General features: G+C 40.4%; 17 protein-coding genes. 4 read left to right on the forward strand and 13 right to left on the reverse strand.

The genetic code is table 11. The features are described 5' to 3' along the window. Positions 1–496 precede the first annotated feature (496 nt). From AC3XNE_RS01800 to AC3XNE_RS01845, 10 genes are all read right to left on the reverse strand, one after another. Complete coding sequence (locus AC3XNE_RS01800) at positions 497–1300, reverse strand: OmpA family protein (RefSeq protein WP_489832552.1); 804 nt, start codon at positions 1298–1300, stop codon at positions 497–499. 28 nt (positions 1301–1328) lie between these two features. After that, positions 1329–2108: a MotA/TolQ/ExbB proton channel family protein gene (locus AC3XNE_RS01805; protein ID WP_489832553.1), complete on the reverse strand. Its 780-nt coding sequence runs from the start codon at positions 2106–2108 to the stop codon at positions 1329–1331. Between the two features lie 391 nt (positions 2109–2499). Then, positions 2500–2880, reverse strand: a complete 381-nt coding sequence (gene fliS, locus AC3XNE_RS01810; RefSeq protein ID WP_489832554.1) for a flagellar export chaperone FliS — start codon at positions 2878–2880, stop codon at positions 2500–2502. A gap of 45 nt (positions 2881–2925) precedes the next feature. Continuing rightward, positions 2926–3261, reverse strand: coding sequence for a hypothetical protein (locus tag AC3XNE_RS01815; protein ID WP_489832555.1), 336 nt, complete (start codon positions 3259–3261; stop codon positions 2926–2928). 22 nt (positions 3262–3283) lie between these two features. Next, entirely contained in the window at positions 3284–4663 is a 1380-nt protein-coding gene (gene fliD, locus AC3XNE_RS01820; RefSeq protein ID WP_489832556.1) for a flagellar filament capping protein FliD, read from the reverse strand. Between the two features lie 89 nt (positions 4664–4752). Further along, positions 4753–5187 carry a flagellar protein FlaG gene (locus AC3XNE_RS01825; protein WP_489832557.1) on the reverse strand — a complete coding sequence of 145 codons (435 nt, stop codon included), beginning with the start codon at positions 5185–5187 and terminating at the stop codon, positions 4753–4755. Between the two features lie 113 nt (positions 5188–5300). Then, positions 5301–6188 carry a flagellin N-terminal helical domain-containing protein gene (locus AC3XNE_RS01830; RefSeq protein ID WP_489832558.1) on the reverse strand — a complete coding sequence of 296 codons (888 nt, stop codon included), beginning with the start codon at positions 6186–6188 and terminating at the stop codon, positions 5301–5303. 198 nt (positions 6189–6386) lie between these two features. After that, positions 6387–7208: a flagellin N-terminal helical domain-containing protein gene (locus tag AC3XNE_RS01835; RefSeq protein WP_489832559.1), complete on the reverse strand. Its 822-nt coding sequence runs from the start codon at positions 7206–7208 to the stop codon at positions 6387–6389. Between the two features lie 203 nt (positions 7209–7411). Then, entirely contained in the window at positions 7412–8020 is a 609-nt protein-coding gene (gene apf / locus AC3XNE_RS01840; RefSeq protein WP_489832560.1) for an aggregation-promoting factor, read from the reverse strand. A gap of 278 nt (positions 8021–8298) precedes the next feature. Then, positions 8299–8556 (reverse strand): type II toxin-antitoxin system HicB family antitoxin, encoded by a 258-nt coding sequence (locus AC3XNE_RS01845; RefSeq protein ID WP_489832561.1) that lies wholly within the window; start codon positions 8554–8556, stop codon positions 8299–8301. A gap of 196 nt (positions 8557–8752) precedes the next feature. Here AC3XNE_RS01845 and AC3XNE_RS01850 point away from each other — a divergent pair, with 196 nt between their 5' ends. Continuing rightward, entirely contained in the window at positions 8753–9742 is a 990-nt protein-coding gene (locus AC3XNE_RS01850) for an aldo/keto reductase (RefSeq protein ID WP_489832562.1), read from the forward strand. A gap of 539 nt (positions 9743–10281) precedes the next feature. On the opposite strand, the gene AC3XNE_RS01855 is transcribed toward AC3XNE_RS01850, so the two are convergent. Beyond that, positions 10282–11034 (reverse strand): MurR/RpiR family transcriptional regulator, encoded by a 753-nt coding sequence (locus AC3XNE_RS01855; protein WP_489832563.1) that lies wholly within the window; start codon positions 11032–11034, stop codon positions 10282–10284. Between the two features lie 135 nt (positions 11035–11169). Between AC3XNE_RS01855 and pfkB the strand changes: the two genes are divergently transcribed. Genes pfkB through lacD form a run of 3 tightly spaced genes read left to right on the forward strand, consistent with a single transcriptional unit; the run spans position 11170 to position 15087 of the window. After that, entirely contained in the window at positions 11170–12102 is a 933-nt protein-coding gene (gene pfkB / locus AC3XNE_RS01860) for a 1-phosphofructokinase (RefSeq protein ID WP_489832564.1), read from the forward strand. Between the two features lie 18 nt (positions 12103–12120). Next, a complete protein-coding gene (locus AC3XNE_RS01865; RefSeq protein ID WP_489832565.1) occupies positions 12121–14073 on the forward strand; it encodes a fructose-specific PTS transporter subunit EIIC in 1953 nt (650 codons plus the stop codon). 33 nt (positions 14074–14106) lie between these two features. Beyond that, positions 14107–15087 carry a tagatose-bisphosphate aldolase gene (gene lacD / locus AC3XNE_RS01870; protein WP_489832566.1) on the forward strand — a complete coding sequence of 327 codons (981 nt, stop codon included), beginning with the start codon at positions 14107–14109 and terminating at the stop codon, positions 15085–15087. A gap of 536 nt (positions 15088–15623) precedes the next feature. Here the strand turns inward: lacD and AC3XNE_RS01875 are convergent. Together AC3XNE_RS01875 and AC3XNE_RS01880 are read right to left on the reverse strand one after the other, a co-directional pair. Then, positions 15624–16307 (reverse strand): dihydrofolate reductase family protein, encoded by a 684-nt coding sequence (locus AC3XNE_RS01875; protein ID WP_489832567.1) that lies wholly within the window; start codon positions 16305–16307, stop codon positions 15624–15626. Between the two features lie 214 nt (positions 16308–16521). Then, a complete protein-coding gene (locus tag AC3XNE_RS01880; RefSeq protein WP_489832568.1) occupies positions 16522–17367 on the reverse strand; it encodes an SDR family NAD(P)-dependent oxidoreductase in 846 nt (281 codons plus the stop codon). Between the last annotated feature and the right edge of the window lie 51 nt (positions 17368–17418).

The raw sequence follows: 17418 nt of genomic DNA on the forward strand, positions 1-17418 counted from the left end.
TTTCTACAGTAATATTTTTAAGTTTGTTATATCTTCATTTTCATACCATAAAGTATTCTTGTTTAATTATATTGCCCAACTTTTCTTAATCTCACCTTTATTAGTACTATAATTTTAGCCGTTAACGTTCTCACAATCAAGCATTTTTTTAACCTATTTTCAATTATTTTATTAATTTAATTTTTAGCTAAAAAAGAAAAACTATTATCAATTGATATACTATTTGCTTGATTTAAAGCAAAGTGTCACCCTTTAATGTCCAGTTTATATATAAAATATCAATATTACAGGGAGAATTCATCACCATAAACATACTTAAAAAGATTGTTTAATGCGTTATTTATTATCTATCTTTTTCATGAATTTTATTATTATATTTAAAATAATTTCTTTTGAAAATGAGGTGTTTTTTTGAAATATTTCTGATTCGCACTCCTTTTTCACAAACATGGCATTACTCTTCAGGAAAATCACTTATCTAAGTTTCAATAACCAACTAGTTATTTTCTTTTTTGATCACCAATTCTACTCGCCTATTTTTTGAACGTCCTTCCGGTGTTTTATTTGTTGCCTGCGGCTTATTTTCACCAAAAGCTGCTAAAGAAACTTTAGCTTCCTGGACCGCTTTTTGCTCTACAAAAAAATGCATTACCGAAACTGCTCGAGCCACACTTAACTCCCAGTTGCTGGGATAATCTTTTGACTTTTGAGGAATATCATCCGTATACCCTGAGATCGAAACCTCATTTTCATTAAGTTGCTGAATTTTTGGAGCCAATTCTTTCAATGCTATCAGCGAACTTTTTGTCAGTTCTGCACTGCCGCTGGCAAACAAAATATTAGTATCTAAATTTAGATGTAAACCATCAGACTTCAACACGGCTCTAGTATTTTTACCGAGGTCCATCTGTACGGCAGTCTCATTTAAACTCTTGGCGATGTCTGTTAACTGCTGTTCTTGGTTTTGTTGTAAAACGCTCCCCTTTACATAGTTCTCCTTTTTTAAGGCTGCCTTTTTACTCTGAGGGTCTGAAACTCTACTGCTCTCCTCTTTACTTATTACTGCCGGTGAATCAAGCTCGACAGCATTGGAGCCTGCAACGTTTTTATGACTCCGTTGTTCTGGTGCTAAAGCCATGATCGAGCCAAATTCTGAACTGATCTGGTGAAATTTGCGATCATCGACTTTGGCAGCTGCAAACATTACGATAAATAAAGCAAGCAGCAATGTTAACATGTCTGAATAGGGAAGCATCCAGGCTTCACTATTACTAGCAGATCTTTTCCTTTTTTTACGCACACCTGTCCCGCTTTCTTAAAAATTTTATTTATTTTTCTTCAATTCCCGCCCTTCGACCTTCACTCAGCATACTTTCCAAGTTCTTTTCCATGGTTTTAGCCGCCACTCCTTCCTCAATAGACAGTGTTCCCGCCATGATCAATTCCAGATCCTGGACTTCTTGTTCAGATTTACGCTGTAATCGTTTAGCGAAAGGCATAAATACTAAATAACCCATAAAAATACCAAACAAGGTTGCAACGAAGGCAGACGAGATCGACTCTCCCAACACATTAACGTTGTCTAAATGACCCAATGCACCGATCAAACCAATTACAGCTCCCATAACGCCAAGAGTTGGTGAAGTGCTCCCCGCTGTTTGCATCATCGCAGTTCCTTTCAAATGGCGTTCTTCAACTGAGGAGATCTCATTTTCCATGATCCTTTGGATCTCTTCTTTATCGATCCCGTCCACGACCATTTCCATTCCTCGTTTTAAAAAGGCGTCTTCTTTTGGATCTAAATTATTAACAGGTGTTTCTAATGCCAGTAGCCCTTCACGCCGAGCAACATTTGACAATTCTACTAGCTTAGCGATCGTGGCCTGATAGTCATATTTTTTTGTTTGAAATAATACTTTGAAAATACCTGGCAAACGTTTGATGTCGACCAGCGGATATGTATTGATCAGCGCTACAATAATACCTCCAAAAATAATCATCATCGCCTCAGGGCTAAATAGCATGGCCAAACTAGCTCCTTTCAAGATCATTGCAGACATGACGATTATAAATGCAGCAAAAATACCGATCAGTAAAAACAGGTCCATTTCTTTTCTCCTCCTCTTCGATATACCATTTTTACTATCGGACAAAAACAAAAAAAATTAAGCGTGTGGGGTAAAATAATTTGATAAACTTTTGCAAAATAAAAAAAGACCACAGAATTAAAAAATTCCTGTAGTCATCTTTACTGCTGTCTTATAATCCGAGCTACTTAGGCCAGGCCTTTTTACTGCTTTAACTTGAACTTCACAGTACAAAACGTCCACTAAAAGTCCAAGTTCGATGATGTTCGTCTTCTGAGCCTCACGCTTTACTCGGTGTTTCTTATGAAACTCAAACAACTCCGCTTATCCAACTTAGGCATCACAGTGCCAAGAACGCATTATGATGCCTAAGTCCGATAAGGCTCATTGTCTCCCGAGTTTCTCTGCTCTCTTATTTTTTACCGATCTTTTCCCAAGTCTCCAACAACTCTTCTAACAACTCAACAACTGCTGGTAACTTTGTCTGGTCCTTGCTGATGTTGGCAGCGACTAACTCAGACACCATAAAGTCATATAGTTGGTCTAAATTAGCCGCAATTTCTCCGCCAACCGAATGATCCAACGAAAATTTAAGTTCATCCACCATATCTTGTGCTCTAAGTAATTCATGATTAGCTTTTGCCATGTTATTTTGTTCCAATGCGATCTCAGCTAATTTGATGGCTTTGATCGCGCCCGACAGCAACATGCTGATCAGTTTGTTGGGGGACGCAGTCAGAACTTGATTTTTCAGATAAAAATTTTGCTGCTTTTTTGCTTGTTTGACATTCATTATTCAACCTCCACGGTTACTAGAACTTGCCTTTTGTTCGCTTCGTCAATATACAAATTCTACCATTGCCCCATCGGTTATTTTCTGCTTATATGTTCCAACCTTTGCAGCCTTTTGCCGATCCAGACGTTTTAATTGCGCTAATATTTTTTGCTTTTCTGCAGCTGCTAATTTTAAAAGTTCCCAATAAGAAGCAATAATTTGTTGCAGCTCCGCTTTTTGCTGACTTCCTAAATCTAGATCATGTCCGGTCCCTTGTAATTGACTCAACAACTGTCCGTTTGCTTGTAACAAAGTCGGTAAAGAAGCAGTTCTTTGATCCCAACATTTTGTATTTTCTTTTAATTCCAACAATATTTGTTCAATTTTTTGTTCTCGCAACCTAACTGCTCCTTTTTAATGACTATTGTTGTTGCTGGTTGTTGCCAAGCTGACTTTGCAGGTACTGCATCTGTGATTCGGCTTGCATCATGACCGAATCTAACTGGGTAAATTGAGCAATATATTGTTCCCGTTTTGCAGCCAACCGTTGCGTAAAGTCATCGATCCGTGAGTTCAGATCTTTGACCAGCTTATCTATACTATCAGTTTTGTCAGAAATGACCCCTTTTTTAGAAACACCATCGCTGATAAATTCATTGACTAGACTATTTAAATCAACTGTATATCCTTGACTAGTATTTCCATCAAACTCATCTTCCCCTTGGACATAGAAAAAATCATGCACTTTTTCCGGAGAGTCGGATAACCGAGCTTTAAGCTTTTCTTCATCCAGACTTAAAGTCCCGTCTTTGTCGACCGAAAAGCCGATATCATATGGACTGAAGAATGCACTGTTGGCTTTATTTGAGCGTGTGATCATATTTCTCAACGATGACTGTAGCCGCTGTAAGGTCGAATCACCGACCAGTTTGCCCTGCACATTAACCGTAGAACTACTTTCAACCGCTGGGTCACCCACATCTAAGTCACTTTTTACCAAGCCCATCAAATTATTGTATTGCTTGACAAAATCATTCGCAGCCGCCAGTGTCTTTGAGTCGTCATTTTTTAAAGATAAGATAACTGGTTCATCAGGACTGATCTCTCTTTTCAAAGTTAACGTAGCACCATCGATCGCATCGGAAATAACATTGCTATCGTTTTCCATTTCAATGCCATCCAGACTATACTTAGCAACTTGCCCCATTTTTGCTGCCACATTCAAACCTAACGCTGACAATATTTCAGTATTCTTGGTTTGTTCAAGTGTTGTTTTTTTGGCGCCGGACTCGTTATTAGTCAAAACCAAGCGTTTATTGATAACCGTTGCCGAAGCTCCAGTGTTTTTAGTTTCTCTGTTGATCTTATCGGCAATATCCAGCAACGAATCTTTCTCCGTAATATCAATATCCACAAATTCTGGGCTATCAGTCGTTTTTGCTCCCTGATAAGCGAAAGTCAGTTTACCGTTTAGGTTTAAGTCCGTTGTATTTGTTTGGGCAGCGCTGACTTCGTTACTCGTCAACTTAGTCTGTTTAGCTAACTGGCTGACTACTAGTTCAAATTCACCGCCATTTTTTGCATCAGAGTTCCCTGTGATCACTGCTAAGTCTTCGTTGGAACTAGTAGCGACTTTAGAATAATAACTATCATTGTTCTGCAAAGCTTTAAGTTTAGTTTGAAAATTACTCAAAGCTGACGCAACTTCGCTCCATGCGGCTTTTTCTTGATTATATTTAGAATCTTTATTTTGCAAAAGAGTCTTTCCACCAGACTCAGCCTCGATCAACTGATCGACCACATCTGTAGTGATCCCAGAATATTAGCCTAAAAAGCTAAGTCCCGCATTCGGCGCAGATGTAGCACTTGTAATATCAGCCACTTACCTCACTATCCTTTCTTATCGACCGCGATCCCCATTTGATCCCAAATCTTTCCTAAAACATCGAGCATTTTATGAGAAGGGATCTCCTTTAAAACTTTGCCGCTTTGCATATCCACCATCTCAACATATTGGCGTCCAGTCCGCTGATGGATCTCAAATTTCAGCTTAAAATCGCGGCCCAGTATTTTATTATTTAACGTTTTAACTGCCTGTTGCAATTCTTCCGGGTCGACAACTACATTATCGGATGGATCTTCCGTTTCTTTAATATCTTCACCGTCATTTAGGTGAAAAAGTTTGCCCAAATAATTTTCCTGATCTTTACGGATAAATGATTCATCCATTGACGAAGTATCCATTTCATAACTATCGGTGGCAACTTTCTGTATTCTATTGACGACCGGTGTTGGGTCTACCGGTGGAATATTATTGATCTGCATCTCACTCACTCCTCCATTTGCCTATTGCATAACTTCACTCCAATATTTTTTTTGCTTATTAAAATAGCCGGCCGCCGCGTAAACGACGATCGGCCTGTGCCATTAAATTCTTATTAACCTTGCAGTAATGACAAAACACTGTTTGGCATTGCATTAGCTTGAGCCAACATGGATGTTGCTGCTTGAGAAAGGATATTGGACTTCGTAAAGTTCATCATTTCTTCTGCCATATCGACATCTTCGATCCGTGAATTAGCCTCAGACAAATTTTCTGTCGTGGTGCCTAAGTTATTGATCGTATGGTTCAAGCCATTTTGGACCGCACCCAGATCAGCACGTTGACCGGATACTGTATCAATAGCCGCCTTGATATTGGCAATTGATTCTCCAGCTTTTGTTGCATCACTGAGATCAACGCCTTTACCAGGAGTTGCAGCGACAGGATTATCAGGATCACTGTTGTCAGCAGGGGTACCTGCACTCCATGTGCCGCTAACACCAAGTGACTCCGCATCCATTTTGCCAATAGTAATTTCAGCTGTTTGGCCTTGGCTGGCACCGACTTGGAACGTAAACTTGTTATCAGCAGTATTTAGCAATTTCTTGGTGTTAAATTCTGTGTTATTAGAAATGTCGTCAATATTTTTTTGTAAAGCTGCGACTTCTTTAGTGATCTTAGTGCGATCTTCATCAGTCAACGTATCGTTTGCGGCTTGAACTGCCAAATCATTCATTCGGCTCAAAATACTGTGTGTTTCACTCAAAGCACCTTCGGCAGTTTGGATCAAGGAGATCCCGTCTTGAGCATTGCGTTTAGCCTGCTTCAATCCGCCGATCTGTGCCTTCATTTTTTCTGAAATTGCCAAGCCGGCTGCGTCGTCGCCAGCCTTATTGATCCGTTTACCAGATGAAAGTTTGGCAAGTGAATCACTTTTAGAGCTATTAGCAGCGGTCAAACGTGAGTACGTATTCAATGCTGCGACATTAGTGTTGATCCTCATTTTAAAATTCCCCCTAAATATAATTGTTAGTCGTTTACACTTATAAGTATCGGTGCATTTCTCAGATGTTTAAGGCTTAATTTAGAAATTATTTTTCTTTTCCGACTAAAAAGCCGGTATAAGAATATCAGTCCTCATACCGGCCATACGTATAGACATAATCATTTATAAGAGCAAATCGGATACATTCAAATATCATTAACCTTGCAGCAAGGACAAGACACTGTTTGGCATTGCGTTTGCCTGAGCCAACATGGATGTTGCTGCTTGAGAAAGGATATTGGACTTCGTAAAGTTCATCATTTCTTCTGCCATATCGACATCTTCGATCCGTGAATTAGCCTCAGACAGATTTTCCGTCGTAGTACCCAAATTATTGATCGTATGGTTCAAGCCATTTTGGACCGCACCCAGATCAGCGCGTTGTCCTGAAACCACGTCGATCGCATCGGTGATCTGCTTGATCGAAGCAGCTGCATCATCCGCATTACCCAATTTAACATTTGCTGCATCAACTGCTAATGAAGCCGAATCCATCTTGCCGATAGTAATTTCGGCAGTTTGGCCCTGGCTGGCGCCAACTTGGAAAGTAAACTTGTTGTCAGCTTTATCCAATAATTTCTTGGTGTTAAATTCTGTGTTGCTAGAAATATCGTCGATATTCTTTTGTAAAGCCGTAACTTCTTTGGTGATCTTAGTCCGGTCTTCATCAGTCAACGTATCATTAGACGCTTGTACCGCCAAGTCGTTCATCCGGCTCAAAATACTGTGCGTTTCACTCAAAGCACCCTCAGCAGTTTGAATCAGGGAGATCCCGTCTTGCGCATTACGCTTTGCCTGTTTCAAACCACCGATCTGTGCCTTCATCTTTTCTGAAATTGCCAAACCGGCTGCATCATCACCAGCCTTGTTGATCCGTTTGCCAGATGAAAGTTTGGCTAGCGAATCACTTTTAGAGCTATTGGCAGCTGTCAAACGTGAGTACGTATTCAATGCTGCGACATTAGTGTTGATCCTCATTGTTTATTCCTCCAATATAGTTTGTATTTGTTGCTTACAAACTTATATATCGGAGTAGTTTCAAATTATTTAAGCACTAATTAGAAACTTTTTGAATTAAAGACACGCGCATAATATACATCGCTACTTTAACCGGTTGCTTACCTTAAAAAGCAGAGATCATTTCTTGATCTCTGCTTCCGATGCGGCGCGTTTTCTAGTGATCAATACCAATTGTTCTTGACCCAGTGCTGCTTTGCATTGACCCAACTGCCATATCTTTGTTGCACGTATTGTGCTGCAACCTTTTCTTGGTTAGCAGGGGAAAAATCACCATGCAAGTAGTTTTGGTCCAACTGATATTTACCAATATAACGTCCATTTCGTGCGTTGTAGTTATTGCTCGATTCATGCTGGATGATATAATCACGTGCACTTTTTTCTGCACCATCCAAAGGCGGCTCTATGCTGCCCCTCGAGTCTGTAGAAGCAGTCTCGTCAACTGCAGCAATGGGGGCTGTAACATTACTATTCTCCCTTGAAATTGGTTGATCAACTATCCCCATTTGACTTTTTCCAGGAATAGTTAAATTTTGCCCGGCTAAAATAAAGTCAGGATCCTGTAACTGATTAGCCTGAACGACGGCTCGTGTGGTTGTATGATACTTTTCTGCCAATTCAGAAACAGTATCGCCTTTTTTGACCTTGACCGTTTGTTGTGCTGTTTCCAAAGCATTAGAAAATTCAGTTGCTTGTTGCAAACTAACAGGCTGGGTTGCACCTTTTACAACGTTGTTATTATGTACTTGCAGGTCGTTATTAACTAAATTCATTTGAAAAATCCGTTTCTTTGTTTAATTATTATTATATTTTATAATTATATAGTTTTTCTGGAATTTTTAAAGTATTTTTTTTGGGGTAATGTTTTTTGCTCAGGTGCCGTTTGGCCAACTCAAGGGCTGAACGAAAAAAATAGGCCACCTATCAATTTAATTGATACATAACCTACTCTGACCTATATACACTTATAAGATCCACTTTGCTTGCAAAGCTAATAATATTCATCATTTTTCTAACCTAATTATCTTTTCAATTAAATTTAAACCGAACCCTAATCCACTAATGTTCTTGAAACACTCACAAAAGCAGTAAATTGACCTTCTTTTGCAAAGGGTAAAACATCACTCGGTTCTGGAAGCTCATCATCTAATAAATGATCCTTCAAAAATTCCTGTGCTTGTTCAAAAGAATCAGAAAAACTTTCAGTCTCGATATATTCATCAAAATCTGGAAAATATACTACGTAAGGATCATCTTTGTCTGTTGGTTTTGTTATTTTTACTGGGAATGTTATCGTCCCACCATCCATTTAACCATCTCCTAAAAAAGTTTGTATACTATAGTTTACATAATATTGTGAGATTTGTACAATAAAACGACTTGAAAACTTTAGTAAAGTTTTCTCTAGCACTCGTTGTATTTCAAATTTTTGGCTATAACCGTTATACTGTAGTTATAGTAAATATTTTCAGACGGACTAGTTCCGTTAGAGAGGGGTATCATTTATGTACGTAGCAGATGACGACAGATACAATAAATTACCACACCGACGAGTTGGGAACACGGGGCTTCGTTTGCCATTGATCTCATTAGGCCTTTGGCACAACTTTAGCAGTGCTGACCCGTTGTACGATCGCAAACGTGTGATCCTAAAAGCATTTGACCAAGGGATCTTTAGTTTTGACTGCGCTGACCATTACGGTTCTCCTGAGATCGGTACATCCGAATCACTTCTTGGCGACGTATTAGCCAATGAATTAAAACCATATCGGGACGAATTAGTCATTACTTCAAAGGTTGGCTACCGCACAGTTCCCGGACCATATGGCCATTTCTTATCCAGAAAGACCATCTTACAATCGATCGACCGCACTTTGGAACGTCTACAGTCAGACTATGTCGATGTCTACTACGCTCACCGTTTCGATCCAAATACTGATTTATGGGAAACCGCTCAGGCTTTGGATGATGTTGTCCGTGCTGGTAAAGCCTTATATATCGGGATCTCTAACTTCGACACGGAACAGGCTAAAACAGTTGCTAAAATGTTTGATGACTTAGGCACACCATACACTGTCAACCAAGTTTCATACAACATGCTCAACCGTCGCCCAGAACGCACCGGTTTGGTAGACGAAATGAAGCGTCAAAATCATGGGATAGTTGCTTATGGACCGCTAGCTGAAGGTTTGCTTAGCGACAGATACTTGGATGGTGTCCCCGCAGATTTTGCCATTCATCCAACCAGCAAGTATGTTATGCAAGCAGGCGCCGAAAAAGTGACTGAGGATCTAAACAAATTAAATGACATCGCCAAAAATCGTGATCAAACATTGTCACAAATGGCTTTGGCATGGTTGTTAAGAGATCCGGTAGTTTCTTCCGTTATTATCGGTACTACCAATATCGATCATTTGCAAGACAACTTAGAAGCTGCCAAAAACATCAGGTTCGATCAAGAAGAACTCGATACAATCGATAAAATCACCAAATAATTATTAAATAAGGCCTGGAAACTTTCGTTAGTCAGTGTTCCAGGTCTTTTTGTGTATTTTAAAGTATTTACTTTTAGCAAGGTCGGCTTAAGTATAAAAGTAAGCCGTTCATTGGAGTAAGTTATGGCTCAAAACATGAATCTGAGCCATTCATTGTCTTGAATTGTGGCTCTGAATGCCCAAATGAGCCGTGCATTGTCTTGAGTTGTGGCTCTAAATACCAATGTGAGCCGTGCATTGACCTGACTTCTAGCTTTAAACAGCTAAATGAGCCACTCATCGGCTCGATCTGTGGCTCAAAAATGAATCTGAGCCATTCATTGTCTTGAATTGTGGCTCTAAATGCCCAAATGAGCCATTCATCAGCCTGGCCTCTGGCTCTAAACTACCAAAGTGAGCCATTTGTCGTCACAAATTGCGGCTCTAAATGAAACCGCGACGTTACCCGTTTCGATTTACGACTCACATCGACCAATTTAAATCAAAAAACAGTTCAGAAAGTGAACTGTTTCGATATACATCCTACCAAAACAAATTGCTCAGACTTTGGTCCGAACCGCATACGTATCCGTAAAAATACGCATCATCACGTTTAAAGGGAGCCGGGAAGCAATTTCATATTCTGGAAAGTAGCCGGTTGCCGCTTTATGGCCTAAGAATAATAGATCCGAGTAAGGAACGATCGTTGAATTCTTATTAGTTGTAAAAGTTATTTTGGAAACGTCGCCTTTTTCTAAATTTTTGGCTGCATAGACCAATTCCGGCGTTTCCCCGTTGAGCGTAATGAAAATCACGACACAATCCTTTCTTATCTTTTTGGAAAGGATCTTAATAATGTTTGGGTCGGTAAACATCTCAGTATACTTGCCGCTTAACTGGAGCTTGGTCTGCATTTCTCTGGCAATACTTTCTGACAAACCTCTGGCAAAAATATAAACCATCTTGGCCTGCCGAGTGGCTGTAACACTATCTTCTATCGTACTAGTTTTCAAATTATTCAAAGTATTATTCAACTCAATTTCGTTCTTTAAGATCACGTCTTTGATCGTTGAATCGACAGAATTCAAGATCTTAAACTTTGCATTGTAATTGCCTTTATTTCTCAGATTCTCACGGTATGCCGTATATCCAGTATAGCCCATCTTTTTCATAGTTCTAACTATCGTTGCCGTTGAAACGTTAGCGAACTGACTTAATTGGACGATCGACATATCAACGATTTTTTCTTGGTTACTTTCCACAACTTCCCAAAGATGTGATTCAGCACTACTTAATTCCTTACTCACAATCATCCCTCCTTTCGACCAGCTTATTTTGAAAAGGTTTTCCATAAAAAACACACAAATGTCCATCGTTCTGAAAATTTTTTCGTCTTCCATCACCTATAATACATTTTTAGAATACCAATTAAAACTAGAGGTGTAAACATGATTTATACATTGACCTTAAATCCTGCAATAGATCTATTTATAGACACAAAAGAAATGAAAGAAAATCATGTCAATCGAACAGAAAAATATGATATTCAAGCAAATGGCAAGGGCATCAATGTTTCGTTTATTTTAAAAAGGTTGGGCATTAATAACACAGCTACAGGTGTTGGCGGCGGCTTTACTCTCGACTATATCCAACAAGAACTCACTAACAACGACATCGACAATTTCTTTGTCAAAACAAGTGGGGTCACTCGGATCAACGTCTTCACTCATGTGGAATCAAAAAATTGTGAATACAAACTGGTCAACCCAGGTCCAAGTGTTGATTCAAGCGACCAAACAAGGCTGCTGGAATATTTTGACAAATTAGAAAAGGGCGACATCGTCTCTCTTTCTGGCAGTTTTTCTTCCGGTATCGATCCAAGTATTCTAACAAAACTCGCACGTTTGATAGAGAAGAACGATGCGAATTTTATCGTTGATACCAGTTATTCAGAAGTCCTCGATGTCTTAAAATATCACCCCCTACTTATCAAACCTAACCAAGAAGAGATCAAAAAATGGTTTGGCATAGACGAAGATCTGTCACTCAAAGACACTATTAAATTAGCAATGAACCTAGTTGACGATGGTGCCCAAAACGTACTTCTTTCTCTTGGTGAAAATGGCGCCGCCTTTATTACAAAAGAAGCAGTTTATTACGGTAATGCGCCAAAGATCGATGCGCTTAACACTGCTGGAGCTGGGGACACCATGTTAGGTACTTTTATCGGGGGCATGGTAAATAATATGGACCCAAAAGACAATTTGAAAAAAAGTATTGCTGCCGGAAGCGACACTACTAGAAGTATGTGGATCACAAATTTTAAAAACGTTCCAGAACTTGAACAACAGATCCAAGTAGAAAAATTAACCAACATATAAAAAAGGAGTTGAGTCTAGATGACCAAATATGACATTGTTGCCGCCACGGGCTGTGCAACTGGGATCGCCCACACATTTATGGCAGAGGAGGCCCTAGAACAAGCAGCCGAAAAGAAAAATTTAACAATCAAAGTAGAAACTCACGGACAAACCGGAACTGAGCATACCCTAACTTCTGCAGAGATCGCCGATGCTAAAGCAGTCGTCGTTGCTTCTGACATTAATGTCGACACTGACCGATTTGCAGGTAAGAAATTGGTCAACGTTAAGGTTGCCAAAGCTATCAGTGACTCTGACAAATTGATCGAATTAGCTTTATCAGATGATGCACCTGTTCATCACGTAAGAAATTCAAGCGCTAACGTAGAGACATCAAGTTCTGACGTTGAAGAAAAGAATTCTATTGGAAATATTATTTACACTTCTTTAATGAATGGTGTTTCACATATGTTGCCGCTTGTTGTTGCGGGTGGTGTTTTAACGGCGATCTCATTTCTCTGGGGGATCAATTCCGCAGATCCGAAAAGTGAGCAGTTTAATCAATTCGCTTACATGTTAAATACAGTTGGTGGAACTACCATGAACCTAATGACACCGGTCCTTGCAGCCTACATTGGTGAGGCGCTCGCGAAAAGGTCCGGGCTGGTTGTCGGTTTTGCAGTTGGGATGCTCGCCTTCAACGGTGGGTCAGGTTTCTTGGGAGGTATTGTCGGTGGTTATATTGCAGCATTAGTGATCTTAGGTCTGCAAAGGATCTTAAAACCACTTCCTGACAAACAATTTAGAGGACTAAAATCAATTTTCCTCTACCCTGTTTTGGGCGTTCTGATCTCTGGCTTACTCATGCTGTTGATCAATGTCCCAATGAAGATATTGAATACTGGCATGATGGATTTTCTGAAGGGTATGGAAAACACTTCTCCCCTACTTCTAGGAATCATTATCGGTTGCTTGTCCGCAGCTGACTTCGGTGGCCCATTGAACAAAGCGGCATACTTGACCGGTACAGCACTCTTAGCTCAAGGAAACTACTTCTTCATGGCTGGCGTTTCTGCCGCATGTATTGCTCCGCCGTTAGCAACTGGTTTTTCTGTTTTATTTAACAAAAAAGCATATACAACAGAAGAACGCAGTGCAGGATATGTTAACTTCCTTTTAGGTTCCACCCATATTACCGAGGGTGCGATCCCATTCGCAGCAGCCAACCCATTCCTTAATATCCCTTGTTTTATGGTAGGATCTTCGGTCGCGGCAGTCTTGACCTATATGTCTAAAATCCAGGTTCCTGCCCCGCATGGCGGATTCCTTGTTTTGCCCTTGCTCAGTAACAATCAACGTATCCTTTGGGTAGTTTATATTTTGATCGGGGCAATTATTTCCGGAGCTTTGTTGGCGCTCGTTGCCGAACGTTCATACCAGAAAAAAATTAAAACACAGGCTGAAGGAAAAACTGCAGCTCCTGAAGAAGTCAATACTTCTGGGAAGCCAGCTTCCGACGTCGAAGAGAGTAAAAATTCGCCTGCAGAGATCCTGAAGATTGAAAACATTGCTTTTGATATTCCAGCCAAAACACGTGATGAAGCACTGGAAGCATTGAGCAATTTTGCACAAGAAAAAGGCTTGACTACTGATGCTCACGCTGTTTATGCCAAATATTTGCAAAGAGAGCAAGAAGGCTCGACCGGTATGGAAAAAGGGATAGCTATCCCTCACGCACAAGATAGCAGTATCAAAGAATCTGCCATGATAATATTGCGGTTAAAAAATAAAGTTGACTGGAAAACTTTCGACGATCAACCGGTCGATACGATTATTTCATTTTTAATTCCGGCCCAAGATCAAAATAGTCATCTTGAATATTTGTCGAACACTGCCAAACTTTTGACCCATGAAGACTTTATTTCAGAACTGACAAGTTCTACCAAACCCGAAGAAGTTTATGCCCTTTTTAGTAAGTACGATCAAAAATAAACTAGTTAATTATTCAAAGGAGAACACTATAATATGTCCAATAAAATCGAAGCTTTAAAACGTATGTCCAATAAAGATGGTGTGATCGCTGCTTTGGCGATCGACCAACGCGGTTCTTTGAAGAAAATGTTAGCTGCAGCTGCTAACAAGCCGGCCAACGAGGAAGATATCGTGGAATTTAAGAAGGCTATTTCTTCTGAATTAACCAAATATGCGTCTGCGATCTTGCTCGATCCAGAATACGGCTTGCCAGCCGCTAAAGAACGCGATGCCAGCTGTGGTTTGTTGACAGCCTATGAAAAAACAGGTTACGACACAACGGCTCCTGGCCGCATGCCCGACTTATTGGCTGACTGGTCGGTCAAGCGTTTGAAAGAAGCCGGTGCTGACTCGATCAAGTTCATGTTGTACTATGACGTTGATGAAGGCGACGAGATCAACGGTAAAAAACAAGCATTCGTTGAGCGGATCGGTGACGAATGTGTGGCTGAGGATATGCCATTCTTCTTGGAATTGATGTCTTATGATGCAAATATCGATGATACTAAGAGTCCAGCCTATGCTAAGGTAAAACCGCACAAGGTCAACGCGATGGTCGAAGAGTTTGCTAAAGACCATTACAATGTTGACGTCTTGAAGGTCGAAGTTCCCGTTAACATGGATTACGTTGCCGGCTACAACGGCGACAATGAAGCGATCTACACCAAGGACCAAGCTTTGAACTTCTTCAAGGAACAAGACCAGAATACTGCTGGTGTACCATTTATCTTCTTGAGTGCCGGCGTTTCCGCAGAACTCTTCCAGGAAACTTTGAAGTTTGCTCACGAAGCAGATTCGTCCTTCAACGGTGTTCTCTGTGGCCGTGCTACCTGGCGCCATTCGATCGAACCATTTGCTAAAGACGGAGAAGAAGCTGGTCGCAAGTGGATGCAAACGACTGGCCGCAAGAATATTGAAGACCTCAATGAAGTTCTTGCAGTTACAGCTTCATCATGGCTAAATAAGGTAAATTAAGCATCACTCACTTTTATAACAAATAAAAACCCAAAGCTGCATTGTTGTCACGTGACTAATGCAGCTTTGGGTTTTTTGTGTTTTGAGAGGTGGCATATAAAATTAACAGTCTTCGGCTAGACTTAAGACTAATTTTTAACGGTTTGAGCCGTTCATTGACCGATGTGCGGCTCTCATTACCCGTTTGAGCCGCTCATTGACCTGAATTGCGGCCCGCTTGCCGGTTTGAGCCATTCATTGGCCTGATGTACGGCTCTCCTGCTCGGTTTGAGCCGTTCATTGACCCGATGTGCGGCTCTCATTACCCGTTTGAGCCGCTCATTGACCTGATGTACGGCTTTCTTCGCCGATTTGAGCCACTCATTGGCCTGATGTGCGGCTTACTTTCAACTTTTGAGCCCTTGATTGGCTTAATCAACGGCTTTCTTCACCGGTTCGAGCCACTGATCACTTCGATTTCCGGCTCAAAGCGCAAACAAAAACCCAAGCGACTACCTTACAACATAAAATAAGGCTTGGGTTTTTAAAATTCAAAGTTAACTCCGCTTAAAAGTCAGATGTACGCCATCGTCATTTAATTTCTTGGCGTTGCTGAACATGAACGCATCATTAACATAAGAACCTAAAGTATCAAACGCAGATTTTTCCTCCGAACTGCCGTTAACGTGCGGTGCTAGTACCAATGAGATCTCATCAACTAAATGAGCCTTTAAGAATGCCCCATCAATGACGGCACCGCCGCAAACAGCTAACGTTTCAATGTGAAAATTAGCTTTTAGTTTGGTCAACACTTCAGACAAATCAAAATCCTTTGTCCCACTCACGATATACGGAATGTTCATGGAACGTAAAAAGGCTAGATATTGCAAACTTGCCTGCTTAGTAACCACTTCGATCGCGTGCATTTTATGGCCATTGTATTCAAAATAATCTTGTGTCCAGCCACACTTTCCCTTTCTGTCAAAAGAAACTGACCAGGTATCTGATTCAATAGCCGGCAGCCAATCTTCATAATTGATACCCGTCGTATCGTATTCAGACAGATTAGGATGTCCAGGTGCGGCATACATTTGAATCGTTTCACGGCCATTGGCGTCGGCATTACTGAGGTTAAACAATTCATCTGAGTAGTACTCGCTGGAAATACTACTACCATGCGGTCCGTCTATTTTGCCATCAATAGAAACATACATGTGTACGACAACTTTACTTCGCTCCATTTTTATTCCTCCATTTTGCAAAAAATATGTGCTTTAAGCTACTGCCTAATTTTGAAAAACGCTAAGCACATTTGCTATCAACAAATTAAACATACTACTTAAAGTTAGCTTTAAGTCAACATATATATGCTAGACCACTATAGGCAACAAAAACTGGCACAAAAAGCCGGAAGCCTGTCCAACTTTTTGCGCCAGTTTATTAATATGGGTAGACCTACTCAGTTTCTTTTAAACCAAGAAGTTCCTCAGTTTTATCCCAAAGTTCTTTTTGTAATTCTAAATCATTGACCTGTGGATTAACTTTGTCAGTCAGATCTTTCTTATCATAATACTCGCCAGATCTCCAATCAGCGCCTGGTTTACCTTCAATGAACCACCGCAAATTATTACCGCCATGCTGCGGACTTTGTAATGCTATTCTGTTCATAAAGCTGTGGTAAACTGCGTGCATACCACTCTTTTTGTCGTTAGCAAAATTTGTCCGGATATTGCCTGGATGAAAGGCGACCGCTGACAAACCTTGTTCATGGTAACGACGGTCTAATTCTTTGGCGAATAAAACATCCTCTAACTTGGCATCGCCATAGGCCTTACTAGCTTTGTAGTCATTTTGATTATTTAAATCGTCCAAGTCAAGTTTTCCGAACACACGTTGAGCAATACTTGAAGTGTTGATCACTGCGCCCTTGCTAGCTAATAATTTAGGTAACAACAAATTCGTTAACAAAAAAGGTCCCAAGTAATTCACTTGGAAAGTTTTCTCAAATCCATCTTCAGTCAAATCAGTTGGTCCAAAAATACCACCGGCATTATTAGCTAAAACATCAAGCGGTTCATCGCCCAGTTCATTTAGCAAATTTTTGGCCAACTCACGGACTTGGTCTAGTGAAGCAAAATCTGCAACAAAGTACGGCGCATCAACGTCCTTAGCAACTTTCTTAGTCTTTTCTACATTTCTTCCGACCAAGAAAAGGCCGTATCCTTTACCTGCTAAGCCACGTGCTGCGGCTGCTCCGATACCATCGGAAGCGCCTGTGATAATTACATTTTTTTCGACCATATAATTCATCTTCTCCTTTTGCAAATTTAGCAATATTCACCTATTTTATAG

This window comes from Ligilactobacillus sp. JN-6 (Y).1, assembly GCF_058111525.1.

Coding starts and splice junctions, on each gene's coding strand:
- apf (WP_489832560.1), bottom strand. CDS start 8,020: ATGAATTTAGTTAATAACGACCTGCAAGTACATAATAACAACGTTGTA.
- AC3XNE_RS01855 (WP_489832563.1), bottom strand. CDS start 11,034: ATGATTGTGAGTAAGGAATTAAGTAGTGCTGAATCACATCTTTGGGAA.
- AC3XNE_RS01845 (WP_489832561.1), bottom strand. CDS start 8,556: ATGGATGGTGGGACGATAACATTCCCAGTAAAAATAACAAAACCAACA.
- lacD (WP_489832566.1), top strand. CDS start 14,107: ATGTCCAATAAAATCGAAGCTTTAAAACGTATGTCCAATAAAGATGGT.
- AC3XNE_RS01830 (WP_489832558.1), bottom strand. CDS start 6,188: ATGAGGATCAACACTAATGTCGCAGCATTGAATACGTACTCACGTTTG.
- AC3XNE_RS01865 (WP_489832565.1), top strand. CDS start 12,121: ATGACCAAATATGACATTGTTGCCGCCACGGGCTGTGCAACTGGGATC.
- AC3XNE_RS01805 (WP_489832553.1), bottom strand. CDS start 2,108: ATGGACCTGTTTTTACTGATCGGTATTTTTGCTGCATTTATAATCGTC.
- AC3XNE_RS01850 (WP_489832562.1), top strand. CDS start 8,753: ATGTACGTAGCAGATGACGACAGATACAATAAATTACCACACCGACGA.
- AC3XNE_RS01880 (WP_489832568.1), bottom strand. CDS start 17,367: ATGGTCGAAAAAAATGTAATTATCACAGGCGCTTCCGATGGTATCGGA.
- AC3XNE_RS01875 (WP_489832567.1), bottom strand. CDS start 16,307: ATGGAGCGAAGTAAAGTTGTCGTACACATGTATGTTTCTATTGATGGC.
- pfkB (WP_489832564.1), top strand. CDS start 11,170: ATGATTTATACATTGACCTTAAATCCTGCAATAGATCTATTTATAGAC.
- fliS (WP_489832554.1), bottom strand. CDS start 2,880: ATGAATGTCAAACAAGCAAAAAAGCAGCAAAATTTTTATCTGAAAAAT.
- AC3XNE_RS01825 (WP_489832557.1), bottom strand. CDS start 5,187: ATGCAGATCAATAATATTCCACCGGTAGACCCAACACCGGTCGTCAAT.
- AC3XNE_RS01835 (WP_489832559.1), bottom strand. CDS start 7,208: ATGAGGATCAACACTAATGTCGCAGCATTGAATACGTACTCACGTTTG.